Raw genomic sequence first — 24,754 nt, forward strand, 5'->3', positions numbered from 1 at the left:
GCCTCACCCTCGGGAGAGGGTTGGGGTGAGGGCAGGCGGGCACCTCGGTATTACAGATGCACCTCAACCGCCAACGGTAAATGATCGGATAAATGGCTCCACGGCTTATTGCCAAGGATCTCTGGATTGTGGCTGCGGGCATTGCGCAAGTAGATACGATCCAGACGCAGAAGTGGCCAGCGCGCGGGATAGCTCTTGGCCACTTGGCCGTGATGGCGCTCAAACACCTCATGCAGGTCGTCACGCTGGCGCAGGGCAGCGTTGCCTTGCTGCTTCCAGTCGTTGAAGTCACCGGCAATGATCACCGGCTCATGGGGCGGCAAGGATTTGAGCAGTTGGTTGAGCAACACGATCTGCAGTTGGCGATGGCTTTCCAGCAGGCTCAAATGCACGCAAATGGCATGCACATTGTCATGCCCCGGCACATCCAGCACACAGTGCAGCAAGCCGCGCCGCTCAGGCCCGGTGATCGACACATCGAGATTGCGCGAAGCCTTGATCGGGTACTTGGACAACAGGGCATTGCCGTGATGACCGTCGGGATAAACGGCATTTTGCCCGTAGGCAAAGTCGCTCCACATGCTGTCGGCGAGGAATTCGTACTGTGAGGTGGCAGGCCAGTCTTCGTAACGTGAGGCGTGCTTGCCGTGCTCGCCAAGTACTTCCTGCAAAAACACCAGATCGGCACCGGTGCTGCGCACGGCTTCGCGCAGTTCGGGCAGGATGAAGCGGCGGTTGAAGGCGGTAAAGCCCTTGTGTGTATTGACCGTCAGCACCTTGATTCGATGCACGGCAGGTGCTGTTGCCGGGGTGGCAGATAAAAGTGTATTGCCGACAGCTTGTTCGGTAGGCATGGTCACTCCTCTGTCAGGGGCAGTTTCAAAGCGGCAAGTTACAGTCACAGCTTGCCGCTTTTTATGGGGGTGCACTTGATGTTTATCAATACATTCACGACACCTCGGTGTGTTGCAATTCAAATAGCACCAGCGAACGCCCGGTGACATTGTAGGGTTTGTTGAGGGGCAGATGCTGCGGGCCCTTGATGCTCGGGTCAGTGGTGTCGAGCCGGCATGACCAGCTGATGCCGTGGGGCACTTTGGGCAGGTTGAAGTTGACCGGGTCGTGGTTGGCATTGACCACGATCAGCAAGGTGGCATCAGCGCCGGCGCGCTGCACCCCGGATACCTGCGCCCGGCCATCGAGCAGCATGCCCATGCACCGGGCCTCGGCGTCCTGCCACTGTTCGGTGGTCATCTCGTTGCCATCGGCGGCCAGCCAGGTCACGTCCTTGTACTCGGGCGTGTCAACGGAGTGCCCCACCAGGAACAGGCCGCGCCGCAGGATGGGGTACTGCATGCGTAACTTGATCAGGCGTTTGACAAAGGCCAGCAGGGATTTGCCGGTCTTGTCCAGTTCCCAGTTGATCCAGCCGATTTCGCTGTCCTGGCAGTAGGCGTTGTTGTTGCCGTGCTGGGTGCGGGCGAATTCGTCGCCGGCCACGAGCATCGGCGTGCCCTGGGCCAGGAACAGGGTGGCCATGAAATTGCGCATTTGGCGCTGGCGCAAGGCGTTGATTTCGGGGTCGTCGGTGGGCCCTTCGACGCCGTGGTTCCAGGAAATATTGTTGTTGCTACCGTCCTGGTTGTTTTCGTCGTTGGCCTCGTTATGTTTATCGTTATAGGACACCAGGTCGTGCAGCGTGAAGCCGTCATGGGCGGTAATGAAGTTGACCGAGCTATAGGGCCTTCGGCCCCGGTGGTTGAACAGGTCGGCCGAACCGGTCATGCGCCCGGCAAATTCAGCCAGTTTGCCTTCGTCGCCTTTCCAGAACGCGCGCACGGTGTCGCGGAAGCGGTCGTTCCATTCCGCCCAGCCGGGCGGGAAGCCGCCGACCTGGTAGCCACCGGGGCCACAGTCCCAAGGTTCGGCAATCATTTTTACCCGGCGCAGCAGCGGGTCCTGGCGACAGGCCACCAGAAAGCTGTGACGTTCGTTGAAGCCGTCGTGATAGCGCCCCAGAATCGTCGCCAGGTCGAAGCGGAAACCGTCGACGTGCATCTCCCGGGCCCAATAGCGCAGCGAGTCAGTGACCATCTGCAAGACGCATGGATGGCTAAGGTCCAGAGTGTTGCCGGTGCCGGAATCGTTGATGTAGTAGCGCTTGTCCTCGGGCATCAGGCGATAGTACGAGGCGTTGTCGATGCCGCGCATGGACAGGGTCGGACCTTGTTCGTTGCCTTCGGCGGTGTGGTTGTAGACCACATCCAGAATCACCTCGAGGCCGGCCTTGTGCAGGCGCGCCACCATCTCCTTGAACTCGGCTATCTTGCCGCTGGCCAGATAGCGCGGGTCGGGGGCAAAAAAAGCGATGCTGTTGTAGCCCCAATAATTGGTCATGCCTTTTTGCAGCAGATGCTGGTCATTGACGAAGGCATGCACCGGCAATAGCTCGATGCTGGTTACGCCCAGGTCGGTGATGTGCTCGACCACTTCATCGATCATCAAGCCGGCAAAGGTACCACGCACCGCATCCGGCACGGCGGGGTGGCGCATGCTGATGCCGCGCACGTGGGCCTCGTAGAAGATGGTGCGTTCCCAAGGCACGCTCAAGCGGTGGTCATGACCCCAGGTGTGCGCCGGGTCGATGACCTTGCACTTGGGCACGAAGGGCGCGCTGTCCCGTTCATCAAAGCTCAAGTCGGCATCCGGGTGACCGATGGTGTAGCCAAACAGGGCCTCGGACCACTTCAGTTCCCCCACCAGCTGTTTGGCGTAGGGGTCGATCAGCAGTTTGTGGTGGTTGAAGCGATGGCCGTTTTCCGGGTCGTAGGGGCCATGCACGCGATAACCGTAGACCTGCCCGGGATGGGCGTCCGGCAGATAGCCGTGGAAGGTCTCGTCGGTGTACTCGGGCAGCTCGATACGCTCCAGCTCGACCTCGCCTGCGGCATCGAACAGGCACAGCTCGACCTTGGTGGCATTGGCCGAGAACAGGGCAAAGTTGACGCCCAGGCCATCCCAGGTGGCCCCAAGGGGGAAGGGCAGCCCTTCGCGGATGCGCAAGGGGTCGCCAGTGGGCGGTGCTGACGTGTGTTTACTCATGACCTGCTCCTGCACAACCGGATTTTTGGGTGTAGGTGGCCTGTGGGGGCGGGCTTGCGATTGCACTTCTGCGGTTCAATCCGTTGGCCGGGTTGAGGCAATCGCCAGCTGGCGCTCCCACAAGGGGGAAGGTGGACTCAAGACGAGGCAGGCTTGCGCGGTGCCCGGGGCTTTTTCTCGCCAGCAGGTTTTGCTGCGGCCTTGGCCTTGGTGGCCTTGGGGGCTGCCTTGGAGGGGGCCAGGGCTTGTGCCTGGGCCAGTTTATGGGCCATTTCCCAGTGACGCGCCTCCTGGCCCTCCGGGCGACCTTCAGACTCCCAGATCTGATAGGCAAATTCACGAATGTGCTTGTCGTCATTACTCATGGTGAAGCTCCTTGCTCATGGGTGATTTAGCGGTCTCGCTCGTGGGCTTGCTGGCGGGCGCAGGCCAGCAGTTCAAAACGTTGGGTGGCATCGATGGCGTCCAGCAAGGTATTGCCGTCGCCCGGCAGACGTCGGCACCAATTGGGGTGGCCGCTGACGGTGCCGGGCAAGTTGGCTTGCTCCTCGAGCCCCAGTGCATCTTCGATTGGCAGCAGTACCAGCGGCGCACGGGTGTGCCCCAGATAACGGATGCTGGCGTCCAGTGTCGGAGCGTTGCCCTGGGCTTCTTCCTGAAAGTTTTGCGGATCCAGGCGCAAGGCCAGATCCAGGCCTTCGCACTCGCGCTGACGGCTTTCGCGCCAGTGGTGTGCAGTGACCGGGTCAATCAGGCCCAGGCGTTCATTCCAGTCGATATCGCGTCCGTGCAGCCAGCCGGTGAGTGTCGACAGGTCGTGGGTGCTGGTGGTGGCCAGGGCATCGTCCGGCCAGTCCAGAATCGGTTTGAAGCGCGCGCCGTAGTCCTGCTCGAACAGCAGCACGCGAATGCCCAGGATTGCCCGCTCGCTGAGCTTTTCCCGCAGGCCGTCAGGTACGGTGCCGAGGTCCTCGCCCAGCACGATGGCCTGGTGGCGCACCGATTCAAGGCACACCAGGCGCAGCAGGTCGTCGATCGGGTAATACAGATAGGCGCCTTCATCGGGCGAAGCCCCCAGGGGTATTACCCACAGGCGCTGCAAACCCAGCACATGGTCGATGCGCAGCCCGCCAGCATGGGCAAAATTGGCCCGCAGCATCTCGATAAAGGCACGAAAACCATTGCGCTTCAGGCCTTCGGGGGAAAACGCCGAGATGCCCCAGCCCTGGCCCGCGCGGTTGAGTGCATCGGGTGGCGCGCCCACGGTCAGTTGCGCCAGCAGCTCATCCTGGCGGCACCAGGCCTGGCTGCCGGCACCATCGGCACCCACGGCCAGGTCGGCGATCAGGCCGATGGCCATGCCGCTGCTACGCGCCGTGGTCTGGGCCCGGTCCAGGCAGCGGGCGATCAGCCATTGGCAAAAGGCGTAATAACCGATGAGCGCCTGGTGCCCCTCGGCAAACCGCAGTAGCGCCGGGCTGTCCGGGTTGCGCCATTGTTCGGGCCACTCGCGCCAGTCGAAGCTGTGATGCCCGGCCACACAGGTTTCCTGCAGGGCCTCAAAGCGGCAGTGGTTTTCCAGTGCTTCGCCACCCAGCTCGCGAAAGTGATTGAAGTCGGCCAGCAGCGGGTGTTCGTCCCGGGCAAAGTCGTTGTAGAGCTGACGCAGCAATGTCTGTTTGGCCAGGGTTGCGGCTGGCCAGTCGATCAGCGGCAACTGTTCAAGACGTTGCAGTTCGTCTCTCAGGCCTGTGGCTTCAATGGCCCTGTGCAGTGCCTCCTCGCCAAGGATACTGGCGGGTGCTGCATACAGGCTGTTGAGAAACAGGCGACTGGAAGGTGAGTACGGGCTGTAATGTTTGGGCGCGCTGCTGAACATGGCGTGCAGGGGGCTGATCGCCAGCGCATCGGCGCCGCGCTCACCCACAGCCTGCAACAGGGTTTCGAGTGCCCGGGTATCACCAAAGCCGCCATCGCCGTGGCGCCGCAGCGAGTACAGTTGCACGCTGACACCCCATGCCCGTGGCGCTGTCTGATGCAGGGCATCGCCGATACTGAAGCACCTGGCCGGGGCCACGGCCAGGGTGAACTGTTGATCTTCCAGCTGCACCCGGTGGTAGCCGACGGGGATCATGCCCGGCAACATGGCGTCGGCATCCAGCTGGATTGGCAATGCATCGCCGTTCTCCAGATGCACGATGCATTGACTATGGGCGTGAAAGTAGCGTGATAAGTCCAGGGCCTTGCCGACGTCTGCCGTGAGCAAGGGCGGCAGGCGTTTGTTCTGCTGCTCCAGCTGCAGGTTGAGCAGACTGGTTTCGATGGCTTCGGCGCTGTCGGCGGGCAGTCCCAGCCCCGCCAGAATGGCCTCCAGCACCTGTGGCCTGACCCTCTGTGGCTGGCCGTTGGCATCAATCCAGTCAACGGCCAGTCCGGCCCGGCCGGCGAGTACTTCAAGTTGCGCTTCGCTCATTGGCGGTACCCTTGATGGCGATAAATGAACGAACGTCAGGCAGATCCGCAGGGCTCATGGCTTCACGGTGCGAAGCAATGACTTGGCAACCAGTTGCTCATACAGCTCGGCATAGGGTTCCACGGCCTTGCACCAGTTGAATGGAGCGGCCATTGCGCGGCAGCGCATGGCATTCAACAGTTTGGGGTAGCTGAACACCTTGAAGGCGCGCTTGAGTGCTTCCTCGTAGCTGGCCACGGTGGACTCGTCGAACAGAAAACCGGTCACGCCGTTTTCGATGGTGTCCGCCAGGCCGCCGGTGTTGCGCGCTACTGGCAGCGAGCCGAAGCGTTGTGCATACATCTGGCTCAAACCGCAGGGTTCATAGCGCGAGGGCATCAGCAAAAAGTCGCTGCCCGCGAACATGCGCCGTGCATCGGTTTCATTGAAACCGATGCGTACTCCGATCTGACCCGGGAAGCGCAAGGCAAGTTCACGCATGGCCTGTTCTTCTTCGGGTTCACCGCGGCCGATGATGCAAATCTGCCCGCCCGAAGCGACGATAAAGGCGGCCACGGCTTCGGTGAGGTCAAGGCCCTTCTGGTAAACCAGGCGCGACACGACGGCAAACAATGGCCCTTTGGAGGGGTTGAGGCCGAACAGGGTACGCACATGGGTGGTATTGACGGCGCGGGCATCCCAGTCACCGATACCGAAGGGCGCCACCAGATGGGGGTCGGTGGTGGCTTCCCAGCTTTCATCGATGCCATTGGGAATACCGCTCAACAGGCCTTGCTGGGTCTTGCTGGCCAAAAAGCCATCGAGCCCGCAGCCAAAGGCCGGGGTGGTGATTTCGGCGGCGTAGGTCGCGCTGACCGTAGTGATATGGCTGGCGTAGGCCATGCCGGCCTTGAGAAACGACAGTTTGCCGTAGAACTCCATACCGTCCTGTTGCAGGGCATGGTGCGGGATGCCCAGCTCAGGGCAGCAGGCGCGGCTGAATACGCCCTGGTAGGCGAGGTTGTGAATAGTGAACAGGGTGGGGGTGCGTTGCCCGCGCCAGTGCATATAGGCCGGGGCCAGCCCTGCAGGCCAGTCGTGGGCATGCACGAGGTCGGGTTGCCAGTGTATCTGTGCCAGATTGGCAGCGATATCGGCTGCAGCCAGCCCCAGGCGGGCGAAACGGATGTGGTTGTCGGGCCAGTCGCGGCCATTGTTGGCGCCGTAGGGCGTGCCTTCGCGCTCATAAAGCTCAGGGCAGATCAGTACATAGATGACCAGGCCGTCGGTCATGTCCATGCGTCCGATCTTGCAGGCGGGCAGGGCGGCATGGCCACCGAGTTCACCGATGATGTGGATCGGGTTGTCGCTGTTGAGCACTTGTGGGTAGCCGGGGATCAGCACCCGTACATCATGCAAGTGACGCATGGCCCGCGGCAGTGCTGCCGACACATCACCCAGGCCACCGGTCTTCACCAGGTCGGCCAGTTCGGAGGTGACAAACAGCACCTTCTTTTTATTGGGATTGGCGTTTATCACCGCCAGCGCGGGCCTCCCTGCAGGGGCCAGATCTGGCAGTGAAATCAGCTCATTCACAACTTGCGGGGTCAGACGTTCTTCTTGATGTGGCGCAGCAGCACTGATCATGAATCTCTCCCGTTGTATTTATTGATCTGCTAACGGCCACCCGGCCGGCACTTCCCCACTGACTGATCGGCCATGTCATCCGCGGCAAAAATGCGTAAAAGATGATTTGGGCACTGCAAGGAATGCACCAACAGCTGCAACCCAGCCCCAAGTTGGCCTATCACGGGCGAAGAAGATCCGATTATTCAAATACGACAAATACACGCCGTAGATGCGACAGCGTTGAGTGTAGAAGAGATGGGTCAAGCTGCTAGCTAAAGGCAGTGTTTTTTGTAAGACAATGAGAGTTGTCTTGTAGGAAAAGTATCTATCACAAAGTCTGTTTCAGTTTTTGTAGCAGCTGACGAGCGGAGCGAGGCTGCGTTCGGCTGCGCAGCAGCCGTAAAATCAGACACTGCGATATGCTAGCCCAATCGGGTTCGCAGGGTTCACGGCCGCTACGCGCCCGAACGCAGCCTCGCTCCGCTCGTCAGCTGCTATGGGGATGGGGGGCGGTTCTGCAAAATAACAGGGCGCGCGCACCGATGTGGTGCGCGCGCCTAGCGTATTTCAGTTGCCAGGGTACTCGGCAATCACCTGGTCTTTACCGTCATTGCCCAGGCCGATCACCTGGTAGGCGTCCTTGCGGTCACCTATTTCCATACCCGGCGAGCCCATTGGCATGCCCGGTACAGCGATACCCTTGAGGTCGTTGCGCTGGGTCAGTGCCACCACTTGTTCGGCAGGCACGTGACCTTCAACGAACTTGCCGTTGATCACTCCGGTATGGCACGACGCCAGCCGGGGCTGCACGCCGAGGCGCTGTTTGACGCTGGCCATATCCGTTTCTACATGGTCATTGACCTTGAAGCCGTTGCTCTCAAGGTGAGAAATCCAGGCTTTGCAGCAGCCGCAGTTGGCATCGCGGTGCACATCAATGGTCAGTTGTTCGGCCGCTTGCGCCAAAGAGGTCAACAACAGGGCCGAGAGAGCGAAAAGGCGCAATGGAGTCTTCATCGAGATCCTCTATACGAAAAAACGTCAGCCTGAGCGACAGGGACTGTCAGGCAACTGATGGACAGATGACAAATCTGTCAGGTTGGGGCGCTTTGGGTGGAATCAAGGCACTATAACCTCGTTCCCTTAATCGCTCACTTTTCTGATGTGTACCGTATATGGCGCTTGCCGTTCCACCCGATTTGTCTGACACCGATGTGCGGGTACAACCCTTGGCGCGTACTTATCCCCGTGGCCTGTATATCGAGCCGCATCAGCACGAGTGGGGGCAGTTGCTCTACGCAAGCAGCGGCGTGATGTGGGTCGATACCCCGGATGAAGCCCTGGCCGTGCCACCACAGCGGGCGGTGTGGTTGCCGCCGCAGGTGCCCCACGGGATTCGCGTGGTGTCGGATTTGCAGATGCGAAATATCTATTTGCCACCCAAGCTGGCCAGCACCCTGGACAGTCGTGTGCAGGTGATTGAAGTCGGCCGCTTGCTCAGAGAGCTGATTATCAAGTTGGTGGAGCGGGCGGACGGGCAAACGTCCTACACCGAGGCTCTGCTCAATCTGACGTTGCTGGAATTGCAGCGGGCCCGCCGAACCCAGCTTAAGGTGCCCATGCCCGATACCCCGGACCGGCGCCTGCTCAACCTGTGCCAGTCGGTCATGGCCAGCCCTTCGCTGGATATCGCCTTTGAGCAACATGCCGAGAACGCCGGGGCCAGTGTACGAACCCTGGCTCGTCTTTTTCAGGGCGAACTGGGCATGGGCTTCGCCCAGTGGCGGCGGCAGGTGCAATTGGCAACCGCCGCGGCCGAGCTGATCCAGGGCGCTTCTGTTAGCCAGATCTCACGTTCGCTTGGTTATTCGCCCAGCAGTTTCAGCGATATGTTCCGACGCGAGCTGGGTGTGAGTCCTTCTTTGTATGCCTCAGGTCAGGTAGCAGAGATCTGAACTTGTCCGGCAGACAGAAGCCATTGGCAGAAGCACCACGCTTGTCGGCCATAAACTGGGGCATCTCTACAGCATCCAGAGGGCTGAATATGAAAGCACTGCAATTTTCCAAAACCGGTGATCTGGCGGCGCTAAACCTCGTTGAGTTGCCGCTGCCGGTACCTGGTGCCAATGAAGTGCTGGTGCAGGTCAGGGCTGCGGGCCTGAACCCCAGCGATGTGAAAAATGTACTCGGCCGTTTTCCCTACACCACCTTGCCCCGCGTGCCCGGTCGGGATTTTGCCGGGGTGATCGTGGATGGACCGCAGGCGTTGGTGGGGCAGGAAGTCTGGGGTACGGGTAAGGAACTGGGGTTCTACCGGGACGGTTCTCATGCGAGCTATTTGGTCTTGCCGATTGAAGGCGTTGCGCTGAAACCCAAGTCGCTGAGTTTTGAGCAGGCCGCCAGCCTGGGCGTGCCTTACACCACGGCGTGGGATGCTCTGCAGCGAGCGGGTGTAGGCGCGGATACCCGTTTGCTGGTGATCGGTGCCAATGGCGCGGTAGGCACCGCGGCTATCGCGCTGGCGAAAGTGCTTGGCGCGCGGGTGCTGGCGGCGGTGCGTCGTACCGAGCAGGCGCAGGTGCTGCTGGAGCAGGGCCTTGAAGTGCTGGTTCTGGATAAACCGGAGTCGCTGGGGGCTCAAGTGAATGAGGTATTTGCAGGTGGCGCTGAAGTGATTTTCGACACCACTGGCCATTGGTTGCCAGCGGCAGTGTCGGCGTTGCGCACTTTCGGGCGAATCGCCTTTATTGCCGCACCGCTGGACGGTCATGTGCATTTGCCTGCGCTGGCCCTGTATCGCAAGGGCGGGTCGCTGGTCGGGGTCAACACGCTGCTGTATAGCTGCGGCGATTGCGCGCAGAGGCTCAATCAGTTTGGTCAGTACTTCGATCAAGGGCTGTTGCCGGCACCGGGTGGTTTTCAGGAAGCGGCCCTGGCGGACGGACTGGCCTGTTATGCGCAGGTCAATGAAGGTGCGTGCGCCAAAGTGGTGCTGATCCCGTAGGCACTACCTGAACTGTGGGAGCGAACAGGCTCGTTCCCACAGAGGCAAGTGCTACCCGGTTATTGCCCCAGCCGCAAGCTGGCGCGAATGCCATTGACCTCAGGCTCGTTGGCTTTGTAGCCGTCAGCCGGGCCTGCGTAGGAAAGGGCGTAGGCGCTGTTGCCCTGGGTGGCGGCCACCAGGGTCTGGGTGATCACGTGGTTGCCGTTCTGGGTGATCTTGCAGGTGGTTTGCAAGGCGTCCAGCCCGCCCAGGGTGCTGCTGTGGATCTTGTTGCAAGCGCTCTGGTAACCGCCTTTGGCGAAATTCTGCTGCAAGGTTTTGCGCATTTGCAGCAACACCGCCTCCATATTGACCTTGTGCTCGGGCGCCAGGGTCGACTGAGTCAGCTCCATAACCATCTGCGGGTCACCATTGGCATCGTTCTTCACCGCCCGCTGGCGCACACTGCTGTCGTCCGGGGCAGGGGGGACGGCCTGCACTTCCCAGCCGCCGGGCCAGGTAATCATCAGACCGTCGGCGCTGGCCATGGGCGCTGCAGCCAGCAGGCACAAGCCGATAAAAACGGGAAAACGTCGGGCAAAATGCATGGTTCTCGGGCCTTTTGAGCGATGGGGGGACTTCAATAGTGTATCAATTGGTGTCCAGGTATTGCTTTGCAACGTGACATCATTTCGACCATTGCTCAGCTAAACCTTTGCTTCTTATGTCTAATCCCGGACAATCGCGCCCCTCTTATGGCCGGGGCGATGTCAGCAAGATGTTTCTTGTCCGCCCCGGCTGCGTGGTAACGACCGGCTAGCGGAGATTCGACCGGATGAATGACCAGGCTAACAGCGTCGACGAACGCTTCGACGAGACACCAGCGACCCTCACTCGCTGGAATCGTCATGACACCACCTGGATGCTGGGCCTGTTTGGCACGGCGATTGGCGCAGGTACCTTGTTTTTGCCGATCAACGCTGGGCTTGGCGGCTTTTGGCCGTTACTGATCCTGGCGCTGCTGGCGTTCCCGATGACCTTTTATGCTCACCGCGGCCTGACCCGCTTCGTTCTCTCCGGGCGTGAAGGCTCAGATATCACTGACGTGGTTGAAGAACATTTCGGCCTGCGTGCAGGTGCTGTGATTACGTTGCTGTACTTCCTGGCCATCTTCCCGATCCTGCTGATCTATAGCGTAGCGCTGACCAACACGGTTGGCAGCTTTATGCTCAACCAGATGCATATCACTCCACCTCCACGGGCAATCCTGTCGCTGGTGCTGATTCTGGGCTTGCTGATTGTGGTGCGCTGCGGCGAACAGGTGATCGTCAAGGCCATGAGCATGCTGGTCTACCCGTTTATCGTGGCGTTGCTGTTTTTGGCGGTGTTTTTGATCCCGCACTGGAACGGCGGCATTCTCAGTACCGCGACTACGCTGCCTGCGCCTTCGGTATTGCTGCATACCTTGTGGCTGGCGATTCCGGTGATGGTTTTCTCCTTTAACCATTCACCGATCATTTCGGCGTTCGCCGTAGACCAGAAGCGCCGGTATGGCGCCAATGCCGATGAGCGCAGCTCGCAGATCCTGTCCCGTGCTCACCTGCTGATGGTAGTGATGGTGCTGTTCTTCGTGTTCAGTTGCGTGCTGACCCTGTCGCCGGAACAACTGGCCGAAGCCAAGGCGCAGAACCTGTCGATCCTGTCCTACCTGGCCAACCATTTCAGCAACCCGACCATCGCTTTTGCCGCGCCACTGATTGCTTTTGTGGCCATTGCCAAGTCCTTTCTGGGCCACTACATCGGCGCCAGCGAAGGCCTTAAAGGCCTGGTGCTGAAAACCGGCAAGCGCCCGGCCGCGAAAAACCTGGACCGCATGACGGCCGCTTTCATGCTGGTGGTGTGCTGGGCTGTGGCCACGCTCAACCCGAGCATCCTGGTGATGATTGAAACCTTGGGCGGGCCGGTGATTGCAGCCATTCTGTTCCTGATGCCGATGTACGCGATTCGCCGGGTGCCGTCTATGCGCCAGTACTCGGGGCAGATCTCCAACGTGTTCGTGACGGTTATCGGCCTGATTGCGATCTCCTCGCTGGTGTACTCGCTGATCCCTTGATGCATGCCCCTGTCGCCGCCGTCCTGGCGGCGACAGGGCGCTGATTGACCCGCGCGAGCCGTCCAGGGCTTGAGTCTGGCCGGTACTGCGAATATGATTGCGACCCATTCCTATTCGCAGTGTGCCCACGGCACGTCCCGAGGGTTTCCGTGTCGCCATCCCCGCCGAACCCGCCGTTGCTGCACGCAGATGTGCAAAGCCTCTACAGCGATCACCATGGCTGGCTGCTGAACTGGCTGCGCAGGCGCCTGCGAGATACCGACAATGCTGCCGACATGGCGCAGGACACCTTTCTCTATGTGCTGGGCAAGCCGGAACAGGTTGCGCATTTGCGCGAGCCACGGGCCTGGCTGAGCACCATTGCCAAGGGCCTGTTGATTGACCGCTTCCGCCGCCAGAAAGTCGAGCAGGCCTATTTGCAAGCGCTGGCTCACTTGCCCGAGCAGCACATGCCTGCCGCCGAAGAACGTTTGATCCTGCTGGAAACCCTGACCCGCATCGATGCGTTGCTCGAGGGCCTAAAAGCCAATGTACGCACTGCCTTTTTGCTGTCACGCCTTGAAGGGCTTGGCTATCAGGCTATTGCCGAGCGCCTGGGGGTGAGCGTGAGTTCAGTGGAAAAATACATGGCCACGGCCATTCGCCATTGTTTTCTGATGCGTAACGCCCTGTGAGCGCTGGTTCGTCGCCGCCAGGATTCGCCCCCCATGTCCTTGACCAGGCGATTGACTGGCTGGTCAAAACCCAATCCGGTGCGGCGCCGCCTCAGGTATTTGCGGCGTGCGAGCAATGGCGTGCAGCCGATGCCAGCCATGAAGCCGCGTGGCAAGCCCTGCAAATGACCGAAGCGACCTTGCGCCAGGCCTCGGTGCTGCCGGGTCGTGTGGCTTTGGACTCCCTGGCCGGCAGTGGCCGCCTGCGCTCACGGCGTCAGGCCCTCAAAGTGCTCGGCCTGGGCATCCTCGGCGCAGGCGCGGGCGGCCTGGTACTGCAACAGCAGCCCTGGCGGAGCGTGGGTGCCGACTATGCGACCGGCGTGGGAGAGCGGCATTCGTTCAATCTGCTCGATGGCACGCGTTTGCAGCTCAATACCGACAGTGCTGCTGATGTGCTGTTCACTGCGCAACAGCGCCTGATTGTGTTGCGCGAAGGCGAGATATTTATCCGTACGGGTCAGGATCCGGGATCTGCGAGCGGGCGCAGGCCATTCTGGGTGCATACCCGTGAAGCGCGCCTGCAGGCTATTGGCACCGCATTCGATGTACGTCAGGAGTCAGGGCGTACTCGCTTGATGGTCGAGGAGGGCGTAGTGGCGATTCACTTGCCCGATACCCGGCCAGTGCTGGTACAGGCGGGCAGCGAGTACCTGATCGATCCACGTTCTGCGCAGTTGCAGCCTGCGCCCGTGTTTAGTGCCAATGGCTGGGTCAGCGGTGTGCTGGTGGCCAGGCAGATGCGCTTGCAGGATCTCGTGCAAGAACTGGCGCGCTATCGCCACGGCTGGTTGCAGTGTGATCCGGCGGTGGCTGAATTGCGGGTTTCCGGGGTGTTTCAACTCCAGCGCATTGACCATGCGCTGGAGGGTTTGAGCCAGTCGCTGGCGGTGCGTATTGAGCGCCGGACACGGTTCTGGACACGCATTGTGGCGGCTTAGTAGTGTGGGAGCGAGCCTGCTCGCGAAAGCCATTCGCGAGCAGGCTCGCTCCCACAGCGCAAATTTCTTTGCGGGTTTTCGGCTGGCCTTCGACAGATAGGCATAAGACTTATCCATTGCAGGAGCCCCGCGCCAATGTCCCGTGTTTTTCGCAACCCTTCATTGCCTCCCCGCAACCGCCTGGCCATGGCCTTGCATATCGTTTTACTGGGCACCGTGGCGCAGCCGCTATCGCTGGTCAGTGCTGCGCCCTTGAGTGTTCAGCGCAGTTTCGACGTGCCCGCTAGCACGCTTGAAGATTCACTGAACCGCTTCGCCCAGCAGGCCAATATCTCCCTGCCTTATGACCCGGCGCTGGTGCAAGACAAGCAGGCGTCAGCCCTCAAGGGCCGCTTTGATGTGCCCCAGGGCTTGCAGCAACTGCTCAAGGGCAGCGGTTTGACGGCCACCGAAGGCGCCAGCGGAGTCTGGACCCTATACCCACTGACTTCCGCCAATGTGGACGGCCAGTTGCAATTGCAAGCCACCAGCGTCACGGGTTTGGCGTTGGGCACCACCACTGAGGGCAGTCACTCCTACACCACGGGTGAAACCAGTACGGCGACCAAGTTGCCGCTTTCGCTGCGTGAAACGCCGCAATCGGTGACGGTCATTACCCGTCAGCAAATGACTGACCAAGGTTTGGGCAGTATCGCTCAGGTATTGGCGCAAACCCCCGGCATCACCGTGGTGCATGACGACAGCGAGCGCTACAACTTTTACTCTCGCGGTTTCACCCTCGATAACTTTCAGTACGACGGTGTGCCGACCTCGGATTTCACCACCAATACCAATGGCCTGGGCATGCGTGACATGGCCATTTACGATCGCGTAGAGGTGGTGCGCGGTGCCACCGGCTTGATGAGCGGTGTGGGTAGCCCGTCGGGGGCCGTGAACCTGGTGCGCAAGCGTCCCACCAAGGAGTTTCAGGGCTATGTATCAGGCAGCGGCGGCTCATGGGACCGCTATCGCAGCGAGCTGGATTTGTCCGGGCCGCTGACGGAAAACGGCGCACTGCGCGGACGTGTCGTCGCCGCCCACGAAGATGGCCGTTCCTTTATCGATCGCTATTCCTCGACCAAGGACGTGTTCTATGGCATCGGCGAAGCGGATTTGACCGACGACACCACTCTGTATGCCGGTATCGACTATCAGCGGATCAATTCCAACGGCTCGAGCTTTGGCCAATTGCCGCTGTATTACAGCGATGGCAGCCGCACCCATTTCAAGCGCTCGATGAATCCCGCCGCCAAGTGGGCGTATGCCGACAGTGAAAGCACCAAGTATTTCGCCGGTGTTGAACAGCGTTTTGCCAACGACTGGCTGCTCAAGGTCGAGGCCAGCCACTGGAAGGGCAACACCGAGCAGTTGCAGGGCAACCTGGTGGGCTGGGGGCCTTTTCCGGACAAGGCCACCGGCCAGGCGCAGTTCATGAGCGGGAGCAAAACCTTCGAAATCAATACCGATACACTGGACGCCTATGCGACCGGGCCGTTTGAGCTGTTGGGGCGTACCCATGATCTGGTGGTGGGGATGAACGTCAGTGACCGGCGCACGGACTACCTGGCAATGAATGCCGATGACCTGACCGTCAACTACGAAAACTGGAACAATGACGCGCCGCGTCCTGCTGATCTGAGCCAGGGGTTGAAGCAAAAGTACAAAACCAAAGAGTCGGCAGCCTACGCAGCATTGCGCCTCAAACCTGTGGACGACCTGTCGATCATCCTGGGAACCAGGGTAGTGGACTACGATCGCAAAGGCACAATGACCTATAACGCGGCGCAAACTGTGCCAACCACGGATAACAGCAAAAAAACCGGGAAGATGATTCCTTATGCCGGGATCGTCTACGACCTGAACGAAAACCACTCGGTCTATGCCAGCTACACGGATATCTTCACGCCGCAAAGCTACTTCGACCGTGACGACAAGGTTCTGCCGCCGATGACTGGCCAAAGCTATGAAGCGGGTCTGAAGTCCGAGTATTTCGGCGGGGCGCTGAACACCAGTTTTGCCCTGTTCATGATCAAACAGGACAACTACGCCGAATACGATGGTGTGCGGGATGATGGCCAGGATGCCTACAAGGCAATCAGCGGTACCAAGACCAAGGGCTTCGAGGCTGAAATATCCGGCGAAATCATGACCGGCTGGCAATTGCTGGCGGGCTACACCTACGCCCAGCCACGGGACAAGGACGGCAAGCGGATCAACAGCAACCACCCTGAGCAATTGTTCAAACTGGCCACCAGCTATCAACTGACCGGCGACCTCAAAGAGCTTAACGTGGGCGGCAACCTGACCTGGCAGGGCTCGACCTACAGCGAGCTGGATTCAACAATCAAGACCGAAGCCAAGGAAGGTAGCTTTGCCGTGGTCGGCTTGATGGCCCGCTATGACATCACCAAGAACCTCAGTGCGTCGGCCAATTTAAACAACGTTTTCGATCGTGAATACCTCAGCGGTTATGGTTTGTACTCGACTTATTACTACGGTGACCCGCGCAACCTGATGCTGGGCATGAAGTACCGTTTCTGACGAGGTTTTCATCTCGCGTGTGCCCTGGGTCGACTATGGTTAAAAACCACGAAATCGGAGGCCGGCAATGAGCGATACCACCATCCATAAGGCAGCAGCAGATGGTTACAAGCAGGGCGCCGACACCTATGTGCGCGGGCGCCCGGATTACCCGGCGGGTGTGACCGCATGGTTGTCCGAAACCCTTGGCCTGGGGCCCGGGCAAACCGTGCTTGAAGTTGGAGCCGGTACCGGCAAGTTCACCACGCGCCTGTTACAGACGGGCGCGCGGGTGATTGTGGTCGAGCCGGTGCAGGCCATGCTCGACAAGCTCTCCGGCAGCTATCCGCAAGTCGAAACCCATCAAGGCACTGCCCAGGCCATTCCTCTGGCCGATGCCAGTGTCGATGTGGTGGTGTGCGCGCAGGCTTTTCACTGGTTCGCCACCTCTGCAGCACTGACCGAGATTCATCGCGTGCTCAAGCCTGGCGGGCAACTGGGGCTGATCTGGAACCTGCGCGATGCCAGTGTGCCGTGGGTGGCGCAACTGGATGCGCTGGTCAATCAGTGGGAAGGTGATGCCCCGCGCTTCTATACCGGCGCGTGGCGTCAGGCATTTCCTCATCCGGGTTTTGGCCCTTTGCGCGAGCAGAAACTGAGCCATTCCCACGACGGACCGGTAGAAGACGTAATCTTCAATCGGGTGCGTTCGACCAGCTTTATCTCGGCTCTGATACCGGCCGAGCGTGATCGCCTGGAACAGCAACTGGCGGCTTTTGTCGCCTCGCATAACGCGTTGAATCACGGTGGCACCGTCAGCGTGCCGTATGTCACGTCGGCATTTGTCACCCGCAAGGACGCTTGACCTGCATCAATGCTGACGCGTCGCACAGGCATAGCCTGAGCTCAACTCATGTTCCAGGAGGTAGCCATAGATGAGCATCATCGTGACCGGAGCTGCCGGGTTTATCGGCAGCAATCTGGTGAAGGCCCTGAACCGACGCGGCGAGCGCGACATCATCGCCGTCGACGATCTGACTGACGGCGACAAGTGCCGCAATCTAGCAGACTGCGATATCGCTGATTACTTCGACAAGCGTGAATTCGTACAGCGCTTTACGACCCATCAACTGGGCGAAGTGCGTGCCGTGCTGCATCAGGGCGCCTGCTCCAGTACGGTAGAAAGTGATGGCCGGTTGATGATGGACAACAACTACCGTTACAGCTGCGACCTGCTGCAAGCCTGTCAGGAACAGTCGGTACCTTTGCTGTATGCCTCTTCGGCGGCGGTCTACGGCGCGAAACGGGAGTTTCGTGAAGCCCGCGAGTACGAGCAGCCTCTGAATGTCTATGCCTACTCCAAATTCCTCTTCGATCAGCGGGTACGCCAGTTGCTGCCCAGGACGCGCAGCCAGATTGTGGGCTTGCGCTACTTCAATGTGTACGGCCCCCGCGAACAGCATAAAGGGCGCATGGCTTCGATGGTCTGGCACTGTTTTAACCAGTATCGCGATCATGGCCATGTCGAGTTGTTTGGCGAGTACGGCGGCTACCCGGCGGGCGGGCATGAGCGCGATTTTGTCTCTGTGGAGGATGTGGTCAAGGTCAATCTGCATTGGCTGGACCATCCGCAAACCAGTGGTGTTTTCAACCTGGGCACTGGGTGCGCGCGGTCATTCAATGACCTGGCACTGGCGACCATCAACAGTGTACGCGCTGCCGAGGACAGGCCGCCCCTGACCCTTGAGACGGCCTTGCTGGACGGAGTGTTGCGGTATTGCGAGTTCCCTGACGGGCTCAAGCACAAGTATCAGGTGTACACCTGCGCAGATCTCGGGCAGTTGCGCGAAGCGGGGTATCGCGAGCCAATGCTGGGGCTGGAGGAGGGCGTGCAGAGCTATTGTGCAGGGCTTCTTGCATCTTAGGTCGTGGGAGCGAGCCTGCTCGCGAAGGGCATTTCGCTAGCAGGCTTGCTCCCACAAGATGAAGTTATTTACCTGACAGCAGTGCTTCCAGCTTTTCCTGGTCACGGGCGAATTGGCGGATGCCTTCGGCCAGTTTTTCGGTGGCCATGGCATCTTCGTTGGAGGCCCAGCGGAATTGTGCTTCGTTCAGGCTCAGGCGGGGTTCGCCTTTATTGCCCGGAGCCAGTTTGCGTTCCAGTTTGCCGTCGTCCAATGCCAGTTTTTCCAGCAGGTCGGGGCTGATGGTCAGGCGGTCGCAGCCGGCCAGCTGTTCGATCTGGTTAAGATTGCGAAAGCTCGCGCCCATCACCACGGTGTTGAAGCCGTTGGCCTTGTAGTAGTTGTAGATGCGGGTCACGGACTGCACGCCCGGATCATCGGAGCCGGTGTAGTCAATGCCGGTGGACTTCTTGTACCAGTCGTAAATCCGACCCACGAACGGCGAGATCAGGAACACCCCGGCATCGGCACAGGCAGCGGCCTGGGCAAACGAGAACAGCAGGGTCAGGTTGGTTTGAATGCCGTCCTTTTCCAGTTTCTCGGCAGCGCGGATGCCTTCCCACGTCGAGGCCAGCTTGATCAGCACGCGGTCGCGACCTACACCGGCCTTGTCGTAAAGCTCGATCAACTGGTGGGCTTTTTGCAGCAGGGCAGGCTCGTCGAACGACAGGCGGGCGTCGACTTCAGTGGAAATGCGCCCCGGAATCACATTCAAGATACCGCTACCCACAGACACCGCGAAGTGGTCGCAGGCCTGACCTACATCACCTTTGGCGTGGCTGATGGCGTTTTGCAGCAGTTCTGCATAGCCGGGCATCGCGGCGGCCTTGAGCAGCAGCGACGGGTTGGTGGTTGCATCCACGGGTTTGAGGCGGGTAATCGCGTCGAGGTCGCCGGTGTCTGCGACCACGGTGGTGAACTGCTTGAGTTGTTCCAGCTTGGAAGTCATGAGCGTCTCTGTCGGAAAGGTATTAATGGCAGTACAGATTGAGTGCGTCTTCGATCATTAGTTCGTTGAACGGTAAGTGGCAGAATGCCGTTGAATACGCCCGCAGTGCAACTAATGGTGCAGATTTAATCTGTCGCAGTGCCATTACCCTGCTTTCACAGGTCGAGCGTGCCCCATCCCGGCTTGCGCAGCTCTGGTTCGGCGGTCTGCACGGCGTTGACGGTTTTGCCGGTGGCCAGCTCGACCCGGCGTGCTACTTCCGGGTCATCGGCAAAGGGAATCAGGCTGGCGTCGTCGAGGTCGTTTTCGGTCTTGTGTTTCAGGCACCAGCCTACGGCAAAGTAAAGGCTGATAACCGCGGCGCTGTTGAGGGCGATGTCGAGCATGGGCAAGGTTCCTTGCTGTAGGGTACCGCAGGCCCTGGGGCCTGCGGTGCAGCGTGGTCAGGCGATGTGTGCGGTCAGTTCGGCCTGCTTGAGGTTGCCTGCACGCACCGTGCGCCAGACGTTCCAGGCCATGAGCAACATGCCGCAGAGGAAAAACAATCCGCCCACCAGGCGAACTACAAAGCCCGGGTGGCTGGCCTGCAACGATTCCACAAACGAATAAGTCAGCGTGCCGTCATCGTTGATAGCTCGCCACATCAGACCCTGGGTGATGCCATTGACCCACATCGAGGCGATGTAGAGCACCGTGCCGATGGTGGCCAGCCAGAAGTGCAGGTTGATCAGGCTGGTGCTGTACATTTGCTCGCGGCCGAAGATTTTCGGGATCATGTGGTACAGCGCACCAAAGGTGATCATTGCCACCCAGCCCAGGGCACCGGCGTGGACATGACCGATGGTCCAGTCGGTGTAGTGGGAGAGGGCGTTGACGGTCTTGATCGCCATCATCGGGCCTTCAAAGGTCGACATGCCGTAGAACGCCAGGGACAGCACCAGAAAACGCAGGATCGGGTCGGTGCGCAATTTATGCCAGGCGCCCGAGAGGGTCATCATGCCGTTGATCATGCCGCCCCAACTGGGTGCCAGCAGGATGATCGACATGGCCATGCCCAGAGACTGCGCCCAGTCGGGCAAGGCGGTGTAGTGCAAGTGGTGCGGACCGGCCCAGATATAGAGAGTGATCAGTGCCCAGAAATGCACAATCGACAGGCGATAGGAGTAGATCGGCTTGCCGACTTGTTTGGGCACGAAGTAGTACATCATCCCCAGAAAACCGGTGGTCAGGAAGAAACCTACGGCGTTATGCCCGTACCACCACTGCACCATGGCATCGGTAGCGCCGGAGTACACCGGATATGATTTAAACCAGTCCACCGGAATGGCCAGGTGGTTGACCACATGGAGCATGGCGATCACCAGGATAAAGGCGCCAAAAAACCAGTTGCCGACATAGATGTGCTTGCTTTTGCGGCGTACCACCGTGGTGAAAAACACGATGGCGTAGGCCACCCATACCACCGTCAGCCAGACTGCGCCGGTGAATTCGATTTCGGCGTATTCCTTGGTTGTGGTGTAGCCCAGGGGCAGGGTGACCAGCATGATCACGATCACCGACTGCCAGCCCCAAAAAGTGAAGGCTGCGAGTTTGTCCGAATACAACCGCACCCCGCAGGTACGCTGTACGGCGTAGTAGCTGGCGGCAAATTGCGCGCTGCCGGCAAAGCCGAAAATCACCAGGCTGGTATGCAGCGGGCGCAGGCGGCCGAAGGTGGTCCAGGGCAGGTCGAGGTTCATCTGCGGCCAGGCCAGTTGTGAGGCGATCCACACGCCCATGGCCATGCCGACAACGCCCCATACCACGGTCATGATGGCGAATTGGCGGACGACCTTGTAGTTATAGGCCTGCCCGTTCAGTGCTGTGCTCATGCTCAAGTCTTCCACGGTTCAAAGTCCTGCCAGGCCTCGTGGTCTGGCGCAGGGGGAACTTTAGGAATAAGGGCAAAAACAAAACAGATTCAGAAAACGAGAATTAATGCAGATCACAATTTTGCGCTGGATCAGGCGAATATTTACCCATCTGATCTGGTTTTAGAGTATTTCTTGAAAGCCAAATAGAACTGAGCTGTAAAAAGTATGCCGATGTGTATTGAGCATTCGATCACAATCGCCGTCGGATCAATTCGGGTTCTGCGGCGATTGTTCAATGCTTGGCTATACCTATAGGGCGCGTTTCTACGGCTGCGCCCCCTACAGGAGCTACAGAATGAAGCTTGGTCTAATGATCGGTACGTTGTGCATTGCATCAATCGGGATGGTCGGTTGTGCGAGCAAAGTCCAGCAACCTGACGAATATTCCGGATTCTTGAAGGATTACAGCCGCCTCAAAGAGGCCAAGTCGCCCTCTGGTGCTGAGGTGATGCGCTGGATTGACCCTAAACTGAAGCCAGGACAGTACACCAGCGTGTATATCGAGCCGACCCAGTTATATCCGGCGCCAAAACCGACAGAAAAGATCCCGCAAAGCACCCTCAATGGTATTACCCAGTATTACGACCAGGCGCTCAAGCGCGAGCTGAGCAAATCATTGCCACTGGCAAGTGCCCCTGGGCCGGGCGTGATTGTGGTGCGTGCAGCCATCACTGCGGTGAGCAGTGAAACCGAAAGCCTGGCACCGTATGAGTACATTCCGGTAGCGCTGGTGGCGGCTGCGGTGAGCACAGCGTCGGGGATCCGCGACCAGGAAACCCAACTGGCCACCGAGGCGGTGTTTATCGACGGGAAAAGCCAGGATGTAGTGGCCCAGGTAGTGCGCAAGGGCACAGGCAAGCCCCTGGCCAATGCCAGCCAGGCGATGAAGGCCGATGATGTGAAAAACGTGATCGATACCTGGGCTTCGGACTTGCATCAGTCGTATTTGAAACTCAACAAGTAAACGTACCCGGTGTAGCCGCCAGACCCGGATATTGCGTAGCAGCTGACGAGCGGAGTGAGGCTGCGTTCGGCGGTGTAGCCGTCGTAGAACCTGAATCCAAGGTTCTACGACCATACCGTGCACCCTGGCATTACGAAGGCCGCACTACGCGCACGCAGCCTTCGGCAGCTGCTACGGAGCTGTTTGGCTAACCACCGGCGTTAGCAAGGGCATTTTCCATTCTCCGCTGGCGACCTCGGGCTTGGGCATGTAAATGCGCAATACACCATAAAACGGTCCGTCAGGTGCTGGCAGCCAGTTGTTTAGCCACTCCCCGGCGGGCGGCTGGTTCTGCACATACAGAGTCAAGCTGCCATCAGCGTTGCGTTTGAGATCTGACAGCATGCGCGAGTTGATCAGGTAGCGATTGATCGGGTTTTCGACCAGCAGTTTGGTTTTGCCGTCATACATCGTCAGCGACCAGAACGCATTGGCGGGCGGCAGTGCATCCTTGTTGAAATGCAGGGTGTAGCGATCCCTGGAGGCGTCGACAGGGTGCTGCTGATTGTCGACGAAGTAACCGATGTAATTGGCCTCCGCGGCCGAGTTGCCGAAAATTCCCATATTGGCGCCCGCATAGCGGTACAGGTAATTGTTGTTCAGGTGTTCGCGGGAGCCGAACAGGTCGCCGCTGGTGATTTTATGGGTGTCTACCTTGTCATGCTTGAATTGTGCGAACTCGGCTTTGCCTGCCGCAATTCCATCCTCCAGTGAAGTGCGCTGCTCAAGGGTCAGTTCATTGAGGTTGAAGGGCTGGCCCGGTTCAATCCCGATTTTCCTGAAACGCTCGCGCAATGCCGCTTCGCTGGGCTGGGGCTGGGCAAACGCGAGCATGAAACTCAGGTACCTGAACAGCTCGGGGCTGTCGCTCATATCGGCAACAGGTGCGGGCCAGTCCACGGCGGGCGCCGCAGCTGGCGTGGGTTTGCCCAGGAACTGGCTCAGGGGCCGGACCTTGTAACCGCTCTGGATGTGCTTGACCTTGGCCAGGTCTTTGTCATCGAACAACTGGGTGCGGTACAGGCCGTAGGCAATGGCACTCTCGCTGGGAATCACGGCGTCGATACCGGCCGGTTTTTCCCCTGTCCAGCCAGGCCCGGCGATCATGTAATTGCCGCCTTTATTGCCTGTGGTGCGGGTGCCCAGGTACGCGAAGTTTTGTGTGTACAGGTCGATCAGTTGCGTCGAGTAGTAGCGGCCGTCCTCGATGGCAGGCAGGGTCAGAACCAGCGGCTCTGCACGCAGGTCCATCCACAGGAATGAGTAGGGCGTGTCCGAGTTGGGCGTCACGAATGCGGTATCCCTGGGGGTAAATACCATGGCGGTATTGCCGATTTCATTGAACGGCGCCTTGAAGTTTTTGCCCTGCGTGTCCACGGCCTGGGTGTAGAGGGTCTTGTACATTTCCACCACGGGGAAGCCGTACAGGTAGGCCTCCCTGGCGATGCTGGCAGCCTCGGTGGGTGAGGCACTGAAATTGATGGCGTCAGCATTGCCCGCTCCCAAGGAGAGGCAGGCAGCGAGTAGACAGGCGGGTTGCTTTATGTGCATGGCAGGTTCCTATTTTCCGAAGGTGACGTTGATCCCGGCAAACAGGGTGAACTGGGGCAGGTCGTCGCCCTTGCGTTCCACGGTCCATTGCGGCTCAACGAAGGCATTGAGGATGTTGCTTCCGGCTTTCCAGGCCTTGCCCACGCCCAGCCCGACGGGGATGTAGTGGGTGTTGTTTTTCAGGTCCCAGGTCCAGGTGCCGGTGGAGCGCAAATACCACCCCTTGGGCAGGTTGTGGATGATAAAGGGCTGGAACGTGGCGCTCTCGACATGCTGGCGGTCGCTGTCCCCGGCAAACGAGCTTTGATACTGCACCAGTGCGCCCAGCAGGCCCCGTGGCGAAGCATCGATGGCAATGGCCGCCAGGCCGGCTTGCCACTTGCCGGTGCCCAGTTCGTCATGCTCGGCAGTGGGTGCGGTTATCTGCGGGCCAATGCCCAATTGCACGCCTTCGGTTTTGAGCAGGAAAATATCGAACAGGTTGAGGTCGCCGATCCCGCTGCTGTAGCCACCGTGCGGGTCTGGACGGGTGCTGACCGGAAGCGTCACGCGCAACAGTTGCGGTACACCGATAACGTCGTTGGGTGCCACGGGCAGGGCGCCGCGCAGCAGGGCGTCATTGGTGTGGATATTGCTGTCGTACACCTGCGGCGTGTAGTAGTCCTGCAGATTGACCCCCGGGGCCAGATTCAGCGGGTTGTTGCTCTTGTTGGCGGTCTCGGCGTTATCTGCCAATGCATCGGCAGCCGGGTACAGGGCCAGGGTGAGCAACAGACTTGAGGCAAGGCGAGTGATGGGCATGCGATCCTGTTCCTTGGGCGCTAGCCATGTACGCTAGCAGTTGGCAGGGAACTGGCGCTTATGTCGGGGCTATTTCCGTCT

Annotated in this window: 21 protein-coding genes; 9 read left to right on the forward strand and 12 right to left on the reverse strand. The window is 59.6% G+C overall.

What is annotated here, in order from left to right:
• Positions 1–50: 50 nt before the first annotated feature.
• From ACP7BE_RS01385 to ACP7BE_RS01410, 6 genes are all read right to left on the reverse strand, one after another.
• The gene (locus tag ACP7BE_RS01385) at positions 51–854 is read right to left on the reverse strand and encodes an endonuclease/exonuclease/phosphatase family protein (protein WP_095002370.1); all 804 of its coding nucleotides are present in this window, start codon (positions 852–854) and stop codon (positions 51–53) included.
• Between the two features lie 94 nt (positions 855–948).
• Positions 949–3,102, reverse strand: a complete 2,154-nt coding sequence (gene glgX, locus ACP7BE_RS01390) for a glycogen debranching protein GlgX (RefSeq protein ID WP_426104382.1) — start codon at positions 3,100–3,102, stop codon at positions 949–951.
• Between the two features lie 137 nt (positions 3,103–3,239).
• Positions 3,240–3,467, reverse strand: coding sequence for a DUF2934 domain-containing protein (locus ACP7BE_RS01395; protein WP_095002372.1), 228 nt, complete (start codon positions 3,465–3,467; stop codon positions 3,240–3,242).
• A 26-nt stretch (positions 3,468–3,493) separates the two neighbouring features.
• Entirely contained in the window at positions 3,494–5,575 is a 2,082-nt protein-coding gene (gene malQ, locus ACP7BE_RS01400) for a 4-alpha-glucanotransferase (protein ID WP_426104384.1), read from the reverse strand.
• 54 nt (positions 5,576–5,629) lie between these two features.
• Complete coding sequence (gene glgA / locus ACP7BE_RS01405) at positions 5,630–7,201, reverse strand: glycogen synthase GlgA (RefSeq protein ID WP_095002374.1); 1,572 nt, start codon at positions 7,199–7,201, stop codon at positions 5,630–5,632.
• Positions 7,202–7,750: 549 nt separating this feature from the next.
• On the reverse strand, positions 7,751–8,197 hold the full coding sequence (locus ACP7BE_RS01410; RefSeq protein WP_150628087.1) for a DUF411 domain-containing protein: 447 nt from the start codon (positions 8,195–8,197) through the stop codon (positions 7,751–7,753).
• 158 nt (positions 8,198–8,355) lie between these two features.
• Here ACP7BE_RS01410 and ACP7BE_RS01415 point away from each other — a divergent pair, with 158 nt between their 5' ends.
• Complete coding sequence (locus tag ACP7BE_RS01415; protein WP_095002376.1) at positions 8,356–9,135, forward strand: AraC family transcriptional regulator; 780 nt, start codon at positions 8,356–8,358, stop codon at positions 9,133–9,135.
• A gap of 89 nt (positions 9,136–9,224) precedes the next feature.
• Positions 9,225–10,184 carry a quinone oxidoreductase family protein gene (locus tag ACP7BE_RS01420; RefSeq protein ID WP_150628088.1) on the forward strand — a complete coding sequence of 320 codons (960 nt, stop codon included), beginning with the start codon at positions 9,225–9,227 and terminating at the stop codon, positions 10,182–10,184.
• 59 nt (positions 10,185–10,243) lie between these two features.
• Here the strand turns inward: ACP7BE_RS01420 and ACP7BE_RS01425 are convergent, their stop codons facing one another.
• On the reverse strand, positions 10,244–10,774 hold the full coding sequence (locus ACP7BE_RS01425) for a DUF4946 domain-containing protein (protein ID WP_095002378.1): 531 nt from the start codon (positions 10,772–10,774) through the stop codon (positions 10,244–10,246).
• A 227-nt stretch (positions 10,775–11,001) separates the two neighbouring features.
• On the opposite strand from ACP7BE_RS01425, the gene ACP7BE_RS01430 reads away from it, so the two are divergent.
• From ACP7BE_RS01430 to rfaD, 6 genes are all read left to right on the forward strand, one after another.
• Positions 11,002–12,279 carry a serine/threonine transporter gene (locus ACP7BE_RS01430; protein ID WP_150628089.1) on the forward strand — a complete coding sequence of 426 codons (1,278 nt, stop codon included), beginning with the start codon at positions 11,002–11,004 and terminating at the stop codon, positions 12,277–12,279.
• Positions 12,280–12,428: 149 nt separating this feature from the next.
• Complete coding sequence (locus tag ACP7BE_RS01435; protein WP_095002380.1) at positions 12,429–12,953, forward strand: sigma-70 family RNA polymerase sigma factor; 525 nt, start codon at positions 12,429–12,431, stop codon at positions 12,951–12,953.
• Entirely contained in the window at positions 12,950–13,933 is a 984-nt protein-coding gene (locus ACP7BE_RS01440) for a FecR domain-containing protein (protein WP_426104389.1), read from the forward strand. Before ACP7BE_RS01435 ends, ACP7BE_RS01440 begins: the two co-directional genes overlap by 4 nt.
• 135 nt (positions 13,934–14,068) lie before the next feature.
• Positions 14,069–16,513 carry a TonB-dependent siderophore receptor gene (locus ACP7BE_RS01445; protein ID WP_426104391.1) on the forward strand — a complete coding sequence of 815 codons (2,445 nt, stop codon included), beginning with the start codon at positions 14,069–14,071 and terminating at the stop codon, positions 16,511–16,513.
• 67 nt (positions 16,514–16,580) lie between these two features.
• Entirely contained in the window at positions 16,581–17,357 is a 777-nt protein-coding gene (locus ACP7BE_RS01450; protein ID WP_095031874.1) for a class I SAM-dependent methyltransferase, read from the forward strand.
• Positions 17,358–17,427: 70 nt separating this feature from the next.
• Positions 17,428–18,417 (forward strand): ADP-glyceromanno-heptose 6-epimerase, encoded by a 990-nt coding sequence (rfaD, locus tag ACP7BE_RS01455; protein WP_095002384.1) that lies wholly within the window; start codon positions 17,428–17,430, stop codon positions 18,415–18,417.
• A gap of 64 nt (positions 18,418–18,481) precedes the next feature.
• On the opposite strand, the gene tal is transcribed toward rfaD, so the two are convergent.
• The 3 genes from tal to ccoN all read right to left on the reverse strand — a co-directional run bounded on the left by tal (position 18,482) and on the right by ccoN (position 21,276).
• Positions 18,482–19,405: a transaldolase gene (tal, locus tag ACP7BE_RS01460; RefSeq protein WP_426104394.1), complete on the reverse strand. Its 924-nt coding sequence runs from the start codon at positions 19,403–19,405 to the stop codon at positions 18,482–18,484.
• Between the two features lie 155 nt (positions 19,406–19,560).
• Positions 19,561–19,791: a hypothetical protein gene (locus tag ACP7BE_RS01465; protein ID WP_095018850.1), complete on the reverse strand. Its 231-nt coding sequence runs from the start codon at positions 19,789–19,791 to the stop codon at positions 19,561–19,563.
• 57 nt (positions 19,792–19,848) lie between these two features.
• Positions 19,849–21,276 carry a cytochrome-c oxidase, cbb3-type subunit I gene (gene ccoN / locus ACP7BE_RS01470; protein ID WP_095021219.1) on the reverse strand — a complete coding sequence of 476 codons (1,428 nt, stop codon included), beginning with the start codon at positions 21,274–21,276 and terminating at the stop codon, positions 19,849–19,851.
• Between the two features lie 337 nt (positions 21,277–21,613).
• Between ccoN and ACP7BE_RS01475 the strand changes: the two genes are divergently transcribed.
• A complete protein-coding gene (locus ACP7BE_RS01475; protein WP_095018852.1) occupies positions 21,614–22,282 on the forward strand; it encodes a DUF3313 domain-containing protein in 669 nt (222 codons plus the stop codon).
• Between the two features lie 171 nt (positions 22,283–22,453).
• Here ACP7BE_RS01475 and ACP7BE_RS01480 read toward each other — a convergent pair whose 3' ends face one another.
• Together ACP7BE_RS01480 and ACP7BE_RS01485 are read right to left on the reverse strand one after the other, a co-directional pair.
• Entirely contained in the window at positions 22,454–23,872 is a 1,419-nt protein-coding gene (locus ACP7BE_RS01480; RefSeq protein ID WP_426104397.1) for a DUF1254 domain-containing protein, read from the reverse strand.
• A 9-nt stretch (positions 23,873–23,881) separates the two neighbouring features.
• A complete protein-coding gene (locus ACP7BE_RS01485; protein ID WP_095026960.1) occupies positions 23,882–24,673 on the reverse strand; it encodes a hypothetical protein in 792 nt (263 codons plus the stop codon).
• Between the last annotated feature and the right edge of the window lie 81 nt (positions 24,674–24,754).

The organism is Pseudomonas sp. TWR1-1-3, assembly GCF_049896805.1.
In the GTDB taxonomy this organism is placed as follows: Bacteria; Pseudomonadota; Gammaproteobacteria; order Pseudomonadales; family Pseudomonadaceae; genus Aquipseudomonas; species Aquipseudomonas bubulae.